Genomic DNA, 12,533 nt, shown 5'->3' with positions numbered 1-12,533 from the left:
TGAAGACATGCCGGTTGAGATCGGTGTTGTGCCAGAAACAACACAGCCCCACACACGAATCCTTTACGCTTCTTCCCGATTGGCTGTGGCGCCCGGTTGACCCCAACCTGAGAGCGACGCAGCAACCCGTCATGCCTGATGACCATAGCGAGTCGGTCCCACCCCTTCCCATCCCGAACAGGACCGTGAAACGACTCCACGCCGATGATAGTGCGGATTGCCCGTGTGAAAGTAGGTAATCGTCAGGCTCCCCCAAAGCCAGAAACCCCACCCCCAGCGGTGGGGTTTTTGCGTTTACACGGCCAATATCGCGCGCTTCACTACCTTCCAATCCGCAGCGCATCCGCGTAGCCCGTCAGTTCCAGATAGGCCCTCCCTACATCCGCATTCTGTTGACTCACCCGCACCGCGCCTTCCCAATACACCGCGCCGGTCGACTGTCGTGAATCGAGTTCCTGATCGTCCATCAGCGGATCGAGTAGCCATGTCAGCGTTCCGGTTCTAACCGTCATCGAGACTGGATACAAAGTATTTGTGTGCGGCGACCGCCACATGCGATGCGGCGTGAAGGAAACTTCGCCGGGGCCGAAGTTCGTTACCTGTCCATCGCGTCTGCGAAGCGTCGCGTGGGCCCAAGTTGCATGTCCATCGCGGTTACGGATCTTGAATGCCATGAGCGCCGAGCCGTCCGTCAAATTGGCGCCGAGCCAATCCCATCCGACCGCATTTGCGTCGAGCAACGTGCTCGACCATTCGTGATCGAGCCATGCGGTACCCGTCACCGCAGTATTGCGCGTCGTGTCGGTTCTACCCGCTGCTGGGCGCACCACAGTGCCCGCCACGCGGAGTTGCGGTTCGCTGTAGTAATAGCTTGCCTGTTCGGGACGCGGTCCTTTGCGCGAGTAACCGCGCTCGCCCTGAATCAGCGGAGGCTGCGTGGGCGTGAGTTGGAGGTGTAGCGAGAATCCGCTTGCGTCGGCGGTGACGTCGTAGTGGCCGTCCGAGGCGCGAATCATTTTCCATGCGTCGAGTTTGACGTCGGTGTTGTCGGGCTTCGCATATGCAAGCCCCAGACCTTGGCGAGCGATGCGTTGATCGTGAACGAGGCGTCCGGCGGCTGGATCGCTCAGCGCAGCGTGCGCGATGATCAGTTGCGAAGGAGCGAATGCGCTGGGGTCCGCGGCATCGTGACCGGTAGCGGAACGGAAGAATGTGATCTGGAATCCGAGCGGTCGGTTGTCGGGCGTCGTGAGCCAGCCCGTCGCGTACCACCATTCGGTGCGGAAAGCCGGATGAGCGCCGGTGTCTTGTGGGAACGAGATCGGATGTTCAGGCGTGACTGCCGCGAAGACGGCCGGCGTGGATGCAGGGGAGTCGCTGCTAGCGGCAAAAGACGGCGACGCAGCGGCTATGCCAACGCAAAGTAGGCTCCGAAAAAGTCGATGAGGGCATCGGAGTGGAGATCTGCTGCTACCCCAGATCAACGGCATTCCCCACGCACGCCGAGCAGTTCGCATCACCAGTCCTCCTTCACCGCGCGCACTGCATCCACCGACACCGCGCCGCGTCCCGCGACCACCGCCGTCGTGCACGACAGCACCAGCATCGCCAACGCGACCGTGCCCAGCACGAACCACGGTACATGCAGCGACATGCTCCAGTGAAACGACTGCGGATTGACGACGAACACGAGAATCAGGCTGATCGCGAACCCAAGCGCGAAACCGAGCGCAATTCCTGATGCGGTGAGCAGACCGCCCTCCGATGCGAGGATCGCGAGAATCTGCGCGCGCGTCGCGCCGATGTGGCGCAACATCCCGAACTCGCGGGCGCGCGCGAGCGTCTGCGCGGAAAAGGTCGCGGCGACACCGAACAATCCGATCACGATGGCCACCGCCTCGAGCAGATACGTGACCGCGAAACTGCGATCGAAGATGACCAGCGTGTGCGCACGGATCTCCCCGGGTTGCGATAACTCGAGCGAAGCGCCGAACGGCAACGCCTTCAAACCTGCGGCGACGCGTTCGACATTCACACCCGGCTCGACGGTCACGGCGACATCGGTTGCGGTGGAGTCGCCGGTGAGCCGCCGATAATCGGCAAGCCGTATCTGAATCGCGCCGCTCTGCCGCGCGTAGTCGCGCCAGACGCCGGCGACGACGAACGTCTGACCATGCTCGCCAATCGGCAACCACACACGTTGACCTAACTGATACCCATACAGGTCGACCATTGCTTCGGAAACCCAAATAGGTATGTCGGCAGCGCGAAGCGCGGACGGCGACAGCACCGCGCCGGTCATCTGCAGAGTCGCGCCCGGATCGGCCGCATCGATCTCGCGGGCCAACAGCGCGACGTCGGGGCGCGCGGGATCCAGCGTCAGATGTGTGATGCGCGAGAACGCAGCGTTGTGAATTCCGGGCACGGTCGCGATGCGCGCCTGTTCATCAGGCCGCAAGCCGCCACTGTCCCCGCTATTGCCACCAGAGGTGACGCGCACATACAGATCAGCGGACAGCAGATGGGTGATCCAGTCGTCGACGGACAAGCGGAAACTGGCCACCATGATCGCCATCGCGACGATCAGCGCGAAGCTCGACAGCACCCCGCCCATCGCGATCGATGCCTGCCCCGGCGCATTCGCGAGACGCGCAAGCGCGAGCGTACTCGTCGCGCTCGCGCGGCGTCGCGCGCCGCTCGCGCGGCTCGCCGCGCCGAATATCAGCGCGGTCACGCGCGGCATCAGCGCAATGCCGCCGACGAGCAGCAGCGCGACCGCCAGGTAACCGGCGATCGGGGCATCGAACCACGGCGGCACGCGCGTCAGCGCGGCGGCGACCAGCAAACAGCCGAACGCCGGCCACGGCGTCGCGAGCCGCGCCAGCGCGGTTTCCTCGGCGCCGGCCTTGAGTGCCGCGGCAGGTCGTGCGCGTGCCGCATCGATGGCCGGCGCGACGCTGCCCAACACCGACACGGCGACCCCGAGTGCGAGAAACACCGCGCTCGCGAGCGGCTCCAAACCGACTCGCGGTTGCACGCCAGGAAAATAGCCACCGCCGAGATCGCTGCCGAAAAAGCGCAGCGCACCGCTTGCCATCGCGTAGCCGAGCGCAAGTCCACACAACGAGCCGAGCAGCCCGAGCAGCGCGCCTTCGAGCAGGATCTGGCGCAATAGCTGAGCTCGCGTGAGGCCAAGCACGCGCAGCATTGCGAATTGCGAGCGGCGTCGCACGACGCCCAGCGCCTGCGTCGAAAACACGAGGAAAGCGCCGGTGAACAGCGCGACCAGCGCGAGCACGTTCATGTTGATCCGGTAAGCACGCGACAGGCGATCGGTACGGCTCTCAGTATCGCGGGTCTCGGCGACGACCCAGGCACTGCCGAGCCGTTGCTGCAGATCGCGTTTGAAGCGTTGCCGCTCGACGCCGCGTTCGAGTTGCACGTCGACGCGCGACAGCTTGCCCACCTTGCCGAAGCGCCATTGCGCGGCGGCGATGTCCATCACCGCGAGCCGTTGACCGGGCCGCGTGCGCACGAGCCCGCCCGCGACGCGCAGTTGCAGATCCGAGGTGCCGACGCGCAGCGTCAAGTGGTCGCCGGTCTTGACATTTAGCCATTGCTGCGCGGCCGTCGACAGAAATATCGCATCGGAGGCGAGCGTGTCGAACGGGCGGTCAGGGGCGGGCACGCCGACCAGATCGGGCGTGATCCGGCTCGCCTTGAAGACGTCGATGCCGAGAACGGGCAGTGCACCGTTGCGGCCCGGCACCGCGATGTCGAGCGCGAGCACGGGACTCGCCAGCGCGACGCCCGGTTCGTTGGCCAACTGCGGATAAAGCGACTCGTCGACGAAAGACTGCGCGCCGCGCACCTGGAGATCCGCTTCGCCGGACAGACTGCGCGCGGCCGCCGAGAATTCGTTGAAGGCGGCGCTGTTGATCAATTGCACCGCGTAGCCGAGAGCAACGCCTAGCGCGATCGTCGCGATTGCGACGAGTGCGCGACCGCGATGGCTGCGCCATTCCGCAGCCAGCAGCCAGCGCGCTAGAACGCGGTATCCCGGCGCGCGCGGCAGTGGATGAAGGTCAGCGGCCATCGTCGGTCGAGCGGGCCGCGGCGTGCGCGACGTTCGCGGGTTTATTGCGCGCGGCATGCAAGCCGCCGTCGCTCAGGACCAACACGCGGTCGGCCACGGCTGCCGCGGCTTCCGAATGCGTGACCATGATCGTCGCCGCGCCGGTCGCCTTGCTTTGCGCGCGGAACAGGCCGAGCACGTCGTGCGCGGTAGCGGGGTCCAGGTTGCCGGTCGGTTCGTCGGCGAGAAGCAGCGACGGACGATGCACGAGTGCGCGTGCAATGGCTACGCGCTGCAACTCGCCACCGGAGAGATCTCGTGGGAAGTCGTCGCCGCGTCCGCCGAGGCCGACCGCCGCGAGCATGTCGAGCGCGGCGGCCGTCGGTAGATCATTGAGCAGCAGTGGCAGCGCGACGTTCTGCGCGAGCGTCAGATGCGGCAGCACATGAAACGCCTGGAATACGAAGCCGAGCTTCTGGCGGCGCAGACGCGTCGCGGCGTTGTCGTCGAGTTGCTCGACCGGGCGTCCGTCGATCAGCACACTGCCGCTATCGGCGCGGTCGAGTCCGGCGATCAGGTTGAGCAACGTCGACTTGCCGACGCCCGAGTCACCCATGATCGCGACGAACTCGCCCGCAGCAAGTGTGAAGTCGAGCTGCGCGAGCACGATGCGGCCGGTGCCGTACCGCTTGCTGAGGCCGCGGCATTCGAGTGCGGGTACGACGTCGTCGTCACGAAGCGTCATGCGAGGAGATCCGGAAAAGAAGCCGGGCGAGGGAGCCGGCCAGGCGAAAAGAGTGTGCCTCGCCGCGCAAATTTCCGCAGCAGCTACCACTGCACGGCACTGGTGTTCGTAAGGTGGATGGAAGATTCGCGCGCCTCGGTGGAACAGTTTTTAGCGCATATTGATCGAGGCGCTCGGCGCCGTTGCCCCCTTGTTCGCCGGTCAATTTAGACCGCCCCATCAAAAAAATTTTTACCATCGACAAGGCAAATTCTTGCCTGATCGCAGGCCGTCCCTAACCGGTCAAAAAGCACTCTACAGCACGATCCGTTCCAGTCGTACCGGCCCCACAAACAGCGATGCCTAAAAGCGGTCAACCTCGGGGTAACTGCCAGCTTCTGCTGCCAAATTATCAGGGCCGCTCGACGCCTTTGTAACATTGTGCAAACGCACATTTCGATGCGATTTGCAAGCGTCCACATTGCAACAATCTAATCCGAACGGATTTTTTGGCTGCTGCGATGCAAAATTATTCTCATCTTGGTAATCTCCCACCCTCGGTCGGTCGGCTGCGGGTAAACGTGTAGCGGGAAACCCCTCCACGCGTCAATTTCAGCGCACTCCAACTTACATTTCAATTTCAATGCCTGCTGTTTCGGCGGCGTTGACGCAGCGTTTTGTACTTCAAGTTTTGACAGAGCACATGCCATTGCCTTTCCTAAGTCTTCTCATCTGGATCCCCATCGTCGCCGGCTTCGTGGTGCTGCGCGCCGGGTCCGACGCGGCGCGTAATCGCACGCGCTGGCTCGCGCTGATCGGCGCGGTGGCGGGTTTCTTGCCGGTGATTCCGGTCGTGGCGAATTTCCGCAACGACGTGACCTCGATGCAGTTCGTCGAGAACGTCCGCTGGTCGCCGACGTTCGATATCGCATGGCATGTGGGAATCGACGGGATTTCGCTGTGGCTCGTCGCGCTGACCGCGCTGACGACGATCATCATCGTGATCGCGTCGTGGGAGTCGATCACGCAGCGTACCGCGCAGTACTACGGCGCGTTCCTGATGCTGTCGGGTTTCATGCAGGGCGTGTTCACGTCGCTCGACGGCATGATGTTCTTCATTGCATTCGAGGCGACGCTGATTCCGCTGTATCTGCTGATCGGCACGTACGGTCACAAGAACCGCACGTATGCGGCGGTGAAGTTCTTCTTCGTGTCGTTTCTCGGCTCGCTGATGATGCTGATGTCGCTGCTCTATCTGTATAGCCAGACGCACAGCTTCGACCTCGCCGTGTGGCGCGAAGCGCATCTCGACATGGTGCCGCAGACGCTGATCTTCCTCGGCTTCCTCGCCGCGTTCGGCGTGAAGGTGCCGATGTGGCCGCTGCACACGTGGCTGCCCGACGTGCACCTCGACGGCCCCACCGGTGCCGCGGTGATGATCGGCATGCTGAAGATCGGCGGCTACGGTCTGCTCCGTTTCGCGCTGCCGATCGCGCCGCAAGCGAGCCACTTCTTCGCGCCGATGATGATCACGCTGTCGCTCGTCGCGGTGATCTATTCGAGCCTGCTCGCGCTGGTGCAAACCGACATGCGCCGCCTGCTCGCGTATTCGACGGTCGCGCATATGGGCCTCGTCACGCTCGGTCTGTTCGTCTTCAACCGCTTCGGCCAGGCCGGCGCAATCGTGCAGATGATCTCGTATGGCGTGGTGTCCGGCGCGATGCTGTTGTGCACCGGCATGCTGTACGACCGCACGAAAAGCGCGTCGATTGCCGAATACGGTGGCGTCGCCAATACGATGCCGCGCTTTGCCGGTTTCGTGATGCTGTTCTCGATGGCCAACATCGGTCTGCCGGGCACCTCGGGTTTCGTCGGCGAATTCATGGTGCTGATGGGCGCGATCCGCTTCAACTTCTGGATCGGTGCGATCGCCGCGACCACGCTGATTCTGAGCGCGGCCTACACGCTGTGGATGTATAAGCGGGTGATCTTCGGCGCGATTGCCAATGCGCGCGTCGCGAATCTGAAGGACGTCGGCAAGCGCGAGTTCGCGCTGCTCGGTGCGTTGGCGCTGCTGGTGCTCGCGATCGGCCTCAATCCGAAGCCGTTTACCGATGCGATCGATCCGTCGGTCGGCACGCTGCTCGCTCAATCGGAACGCTCGGCGCTTCCTTCGGACAACGTGCCGGCGGAAGGTGGCGAGCATCTGCAGGCAGCGGCGCCCGGACCGGCACCCGTCGCCACGCACAATCCGGGCTAAAAGAACAGAGCGCAAAAGTCGTTGTCGCATCCGCGCGTCAGGATGCGGCGACGCTTTTGCGCTTTTGCGCGTCGCTACCAATTCCTTTGTGAATGCATGCACGACGGAGTACTGCGAAACCGCTGCGCGTCCGGCGGTTTTCCGGGTGCTTATTTCAAGGGACTCTTGCGATGCGTCAACTTTTCGATGCTTCGTTTTGAAGCGTCGCAAACGACGCTGGTGAATAGGGTGCGCGGGAAATGCGGCAACGTGTCGCACTGCGTCGCGACGCAATAGATCGTTGCAAATTCGAGTGTTTATTAGCATTCGATGCCCCCCTATTATGCGAGCGCTTATTAATGGAGAGCCGTCGAATGACGTTCGTTGAAGTCAAAAAAACGAGGCAGTGGATATGAAAGGACGGACGCTGGGAAGGCCGGCTAGTTTCATTTCCGCCAGCCTCATGTTGCTGCTTTCGGGTTGCAGCAACCTCGATATTCTGAATCCGAAGGGGAGTGTGGGACTAGCGGAGCGTGATCTGATCGCGACTTCGGTGTGGGCCATGCTGATTGTCGTGATACCGGTCATTCTGATGACACTGTTTTTCGCGTGGCGTTATCGCGCGTCGAACAGAAACGCCGAATACAAACCGGGGTGGACGCATTCCACCGCGATCGAAGTCGTCGTCTGGACGATTCCGGCGCTGATCATTTTGTTCCTCGCCGTGTTGACGTGGAAGAGCACGCATGAGCTCGATCCGTATCGTCCGCTCGAGTCGGAGGTCAAGCCGATCAACGTCGAAGTCGTCGCGCTCGACTGGAAGTGGCTGTTCATCTATCCGGACCTTGGTATCGCATCGGTGAACCAGCTCGCGATCCCGGTCGGCACGCCGGTGAACTTCCGGATCACGTCGGACACGGTGATGAACTCTTTCTTCATCCCGCAGTTGGGCGGCCAGATCTACGCGATGGCAGGCATGCAGACCCGCCTGCACCTGATCGCCGATCACGCCGGCGACTACGCGGGCCTCGCGGCGAACTTCAGCGGCAAGGGCTTCTCGGACATGAAGTTCCGTACGCTCGCCTCGTCGCCTGAAGAGTTCAACGCCTGGGTTGCGAAGGTGCGCGCATCGTCGGACCGCCTCGACATGGACCGCTATCACGCGGTGTCGGAGCCGAGCGAAAAGGACCCTGTGCGGTACTTCTCCACCGTCGATCCGAAGCTCTTCAACAACATCATTGCCAAATACAACAACGGCAACGTCATCGACAACATGAAAGACGCCAACTGTGCGCCTAAGGGGTAACTCATGTTCGGAAAACTCACTCTCGATGCGATTCCGTATCACGAGCCCATCATCGTTACGGCGGGCGCCGGCATGGCCCTCGCCGCGCTGGCGGTGCTCGGCGGAATCACGTATTTCGGCAAATGGCGCTACCTGTGGAGCGAATGGCTGACGTCCGTCGACCATAAGAAGATCGGTGTCATGTACATCGTCGTTGCGTTCATCATGTTGCTGCGCGGCTTTGCCGACGCAATCATGATGCGTATGCAGCTGGCGCTGTCGTACCTGAGCCCAGGCTATCTGCCGCCGCATCACTACGACCAGATCTTCACCGCGCACGGCGTCATCATGATCTTCTTCATGGCGATGACGTTCATGATCGGTTTGATGAACATCATCGTGCCGCTGCAGATCGGCGCGCGCGACGTCGCTTTCCCGTTCATCAACTCGCTGAGCTTCTGGCTGACGGCAGTCAGCGCGATCCTGATCAACATTTCGCTGGTGGTTGGTGAATTCGCGCAGACGGGCTGGCTCGCTTATCCGCCGTTGTCGGAATTGCAGTTCAGTCCAGGTGTCGGCGTCGACTACTACTTGTGGAGTCTGCAGATCTCCGGTGTCGGCACGTTGCTGACTGGTGTGAACTTCTTCGTGACGATCGTGAAGATGCGCGCTCCGGGCATGTCGTGGATGAAGATGCCGGTGTTCACGTGGACCTCGTTGTGCGCGAACGTGCTGATCATGGCGTCGTTCCCGATCCTGACCGTCACGCTCGCGCTGCTCGGTCTCGACCGTTACCTCGGCATGCACTTCTTCACGAACGAAGCCGGCGGCAACGCGATGCTGTACCTGAACCTGATCTGGGCCTGGGGTCACCCCGAGGTGTACATCCTGGTCCTGCCGGCGTTCGGTATTTTCTCGGAAGTCGTCGCGACCTTCGCGAAGAAGCCGCTGTTCGGCTACAAGACGATGGTCTGGGCGACCTGCGCGATCATGGTGTTGTCGTTCCTCGTGTGGCTGCATCACTTCTTCACGATGGGTTCGGGCGCGGACGTGAATGCGTTCTTCGGCATCGCGACGATGGTGATCTCGATTCCGACCGGCGTTAAGGTGTTCAACTGGCTGTTTACGATCTACAAGGGCCGTCTGCAATTCACGACGCCGGTTCTGTGGACGATCGGCTTCATCATCACGTTCACGATCGGCGGTATGACCGGCGTGATGCTGGCGATCCCGGGCGCGGACTTCATGCTGCACAACAGCCTGTTCCTGATCGCTCACTTCCACAACGTGATTATCGGTGGCGTGCTGTTCGGCTATCTGGCCGGCTTCAACTACTGGTTCCCGAAGGCGTTCGGCTTCAAGCTGAACGAGAAGCTCGGCAAGGCTGCGTTCTGGTTCTGGCAGATTGGTTTCTGGGTTGCATTCACGCCGCTGTACGTGCTCGGCTTCATGGGCGCGACTCGTCGTCTGAACCACTACGACAACCCGGATTGGCATCCGTGGATGATCATCGCGGCGTTCGGCGCGGTGCTGATCGCAATCGGTATCGCTTGCCAGCTGCTGCAACTGGTCGTCAGCCTCCGCGATCGCAACAAGATGGAAAACCGCGACCTCACGGGCGATCCGTGGGACGGTCATACGCTGGAATGGGCGACGAGCTCGCCGCCGCCGGTTTATAACTTCGCGCACATCCCGGACGTCCGCTCGCTCGACGCGTTCAGCGAAATGAAGTCGCGCAAGGGCGGTGTCAAAGTGCCGGTGTATCGCGACATTCATATGCCGTCGAATACGTCCGCGGGTCTGCTGGTGGGGCTGTTCTCGCTGGTGCTCGGATTTGCAGCCGTGTGGCACATCTGGTGGCTTGCGATCGTTGGCCTGGTTGGCACGATACTCACCGTGATCATCTACAGCTTCATGGACAACGACGGCTATTACATTCCGGCGGACACTGTCGCGCTGATTGAAGAGAAACGCAACGGCGGTGCTGGCGCCGTGGCCGGTGTCGGCGCAAGCGTCGGCAAGCAGGTCGCGCTGGAGGTGGACTGATGTTACAGAAGACTATTGCGGTTGAGCCGCATCTCGCGCCGGACCACGTGCCGTCGCACTCGGTGTTCGGCTTTTGGGTGTACCTGATGACCGACTGCATCATCTTCGCGGCACTGTTCGCAGTGTTCGCGGTGATGAGCCAGCAGTTCGCGGGTGGACCGAGCGGTAAGGACCTGTTCGAGATTCCCGGCGTCGCGCTCGAAACGACGATGCTGCTGCTCTCGAGTATCACCTACGGCTTCGCGATGCTCGGCGCGCACAAGAACCGCAAGGGCGTGCTGCTCGGCTGGCTCGGCGTGACGTTCCTGCTGGGCTTCGCGTTCCTCGTGCTGGAAATGCGTGAGTTCTCGCACATGATCGCCGAAGGCGCGGGTCCGAGCCGTAGCGCGTTCCTGTCGTCGTTCTTCACGCTGGTCGGCACGCACGGTCTGCACGTGACGTTCGGCCTGATCTGGATGGTGGTGTTGGCGCTGCAGGTGATGCGCCATCGCGACCTGACCGAACGCGACATGATCCGTCTGACGTGCCTGAGCCTTTTCTGGCACTTCCTCGACGTCGTGTGGATCGGCGTTTTCACCTTTGTCTATCTCGCGAGCGTGATCTAAATGGACCATAGCCATAGCGCCCATGGCGCACACTCGGAAGGCGGTCACGGCAGCTTCGGCAGCTACATGACGGGCTTCGTGCTCTCCGTCATTCTGACCGTCGCGGCATTCGCGATCGTGATGACCGGTACGTTGACGGGCCAGAGCGCGTTGTTCGCGATCGCAGGCCTCGCGGTCGTGCAGATCCTCGTGCATCTGGTGTTCTTCCTGCATATGAACGCGTCGTCGTCGCAGCGCTGGAATGTGACGGCGTTTGTGTTCACTGCGTTGACCGCGGTTATCGTGGTTGGCGGGACGTTGTGGGTTATGCATAACGTCAGTATGAACATGATGTCGCGGTAAGCGGATAACGCTTTAGCGTTAGCATCGATAAAAAGCCCCGCAAGATTGCGATCTTGCGGGGCTTTTTTTTGGTTCATCGAGGATGACCGTCGAGCAGATGATCGGCGGATCGTCGATACAAAGTCTGTGCGGACTCCGGGCTTACCTATCGCTGAACAACGCTCGTCGTCAATTCTTGTAAAAGCGGGCTTATCCCGAATTAAAGCTGTTGACCGCGGTCCGTTCGATGATTAATTCTCCCGGTATAGCATGAAAAGAATCGGGGAATCCATTGAAGCAACCGGTTATGCCATGGCAGAAGCCCAAGGTTACGCATGGGCATGCAATTGTCGCGGACGCTCAGGGAATCAGCACGGCGTCACTGATCATGCGGGACGTACCGCCCGCTACAGAACACGCGGCGGGCAGCAGCTGGCCACATTTCGTTGCCGCAATCCACGCTTGCGTCAGCGACGTATAACAGAGGCGCGGTTTTTTGCCCAGGGAATATATGATGCAACCCACTAAGTCTTTGGTCACATTGAGCGCTGCGTGTACTATCGCTGCGTTATCTTTTAGTTCGATGGTTCACGGTAGAACCATTTATTCTATGCCATTTGACTATAAGAAATTCCCTGCGCCGTCGATCTACTTTGAAGGAAAGTCACCCAAGGAAATCGACCAGTTCTGTAAATCCGGCCAAAATGCTTCCGCTGATGATGCGGCGGCGTGCGGACAATGGGATTTCGAACATTTGAATTCGACGCTAAACGCCACTTACACCAAGATTCTGAATTCAATCAAAAAGTCGGACGAAGAATCGGCGGAGTATAACGATCCTTTAGCCGCTCCCGATTTTGTCGGGGCGCAAGAAAGTTGGTCCAATTATCGCGATCGCTACTGCTACTCCTATGTCTACGCGCTCGGCGAAGCATCCGGACGCTACATATATTTCTGGGATTGCATGAAGGAAATCACTCAAGACCGCATCAAGCAGCTGGAAAGATTTTCGCAATGAATATGCCCCGCTTTGTGAGGGTTCTTGCTTGGGCCCGCTAGGCATCTCTGATCGAGACGTGTCACAAAGGCAAGCGGCACCACTTCGCCTGATCAAAGGCCGCCGGTCAAGTTCAGAAAGTCAACAATTGTCCACTTGCTCCCAACCTCGCTCTGGTGGTTTTTTTTCATTGACCTCACGCGTCCGCCACAGCAAGTTCACAATACCCCCGACGCCCACC

Annotated in this window: 9 protein-coding genes and 1 rRNA gene; 7 read left to right on the top strand and 3 right to left on the bottom strand. The window is 60.9% G+C overall.

Features of this window, described 5'->3' with window-relative positions:
* Window positions 1-134: 134 nt before the first annotated feature.
* Window positions 135-248, top strand: a 5S ribosomal RNA gene (rrf, locus tag GCT19_RS39080).
* Between the two features lie 72 nt (window positions 249-320).
* Here the strand turns inward: rrf and GCT19_RS39075 are convergent.
* The 3 genes from GCT19_RS39075 to GCT19_RS39065 are packed head-to-tail and all read right to left on the bottom strand — an operon-like array spanning window position 321 to window position 4,820.
* On the bottom strand, window positions 321-1,517 hold the full coding sequence (locus GCT19_RS39075) for a lipocalin-like domain-containing protein (RefSeq protein WP_152854891.1): 1,197 nt from the start codon (window positions 1,515-1,517) through the stop codon (window positions 321-323).
* A complete protein-coding gene (locus tag GCT19_RS39070) occupies window positions 1,517-4,096 on the bottom strand; it encodes an FtsX-like permease family protein (protein WP_152854890.1) in 2,580 nt (859 codons plus the stop codon). The genes GCT19_RS39075 and GCT19_RS39070 overlap by 1 nt, the downstream gene beginning before the upstream one ends.
* Window positions 4,086-4,820: an ABC transporter ATP-binding protein gene (locus GCT19_RS39065; RefSeq protein ID WP_152854889.1), complete on the bottom strand. Its 735-nt coding sequence runs from the start codon at window positions 4,818-4,820 to the stop codon at window positions 4,086-4,088. The genes GCT19_RS39070 and GCT19_RS39065 overlap by 11 nt, the downstream gene beginning before the upstream one ends.
* A 682-nt stretch (window positions 4,821-5,502) precedes the next feature.
* On the opposite strand from GCT19_RS39065, the gene GCT19_RS39060 reads away from it, so the two are divergent.
* The 6 genes from GCT19_RS39060 to GCT19_RS39030 all read left to right on the top strand — a co-directional run bounded on the left by GCT19_RS39060 (window position 5,503) and on the right by GCT19_RS39030 (window position 12,313).
* On the top strand, window positions 5,503-7,059 hold the full coding sequence (locus GCT19_RS39060) for an NADH-quinone oxidoreductase subunit M (RefSeq protein WP_152854888.1): 1,557 nt from the start codon (window positions 5,503-5,505) through the stop codon (window positions 7,057-7,059).
* Window positions 7,060-7,450: 391 nt separating this feature from the next.
* Window positions 7,451-8,344, top strand: coding sequence for a ubiquinol oxidase subunit II (gene cyoA / locus GCT19_RS39055; RefSeq protein ID WP_013091627.1), 894 nt, complete (start codon window positions 7,451-7,453; stop codon window positions 8,342-8,344).
* 3 nt (window positions 8,345-8,347) lie between these two features.
* Window positions 8,348-10,369: a cytochrome o ubiquinol oxidase subunit I gene (gene cyoB, locus GCT19_RS39050; protein WP_018437950.1), complete on the top strand. Its 2,022-nt coding sequence runs from the start codon at window positions 8,348-8,350 to the stop codon at window positions 10,367-10,369.
* A complete protein-coding gene (cyoC, locus tag GCT19_RS39045) occupies window positions 10,369-10,974 on the top strand; it encodes a cytochrome o ubiquinol oxidase subunit III (protein ID WP_013091629.1) in 606 nt (201 codons plus the stop codon). The genes cyoB and cyoC overlap by 1 nt, the downstream gene beginning before the upstream one ends.
* A complete protein-coding gene (gene cyoD / locus GCT19_RS39040) occupies window positions 10,975-11,316 on the top strand; it encodes a cytochrome o ubiquinol oxidase subunit IV (RefSeq protein WP_018437951.1) in 342 nt (113 codons plus the stop codon). It begins immediately after the preceding gene.
* A gap of 589 nt (window positions 11,317-11,905) precedes the next feature.
* Window positions 11,906-12,313, top strand: a complete 408-nt coding sequence (locus GCT19_RS39030) for a lysozyme inhibitor LprI family protein (RefSeq protein ID WP_193727514.1) — start codon at window positions 11,906-11,908, stop codon at window positions 12,311-12,313.
* Window positions 12,314-12,533 lie beyond the last annotated feature (220 nt).

This window comes from Paraburkholderia atlantica (assembly GCF_009362785.1).
GTDB lineage: Bacteria > Pseudomonadota > Gammaproteobacteria > Burkholderiales > Burkholderiaceae > Paraburkholderia > Paraburkholderia atlantica.
Note: the sequence above shows the minus strand (reverse complement) of the source record. Positions and strands in the feature narration are given on the sequence as shown.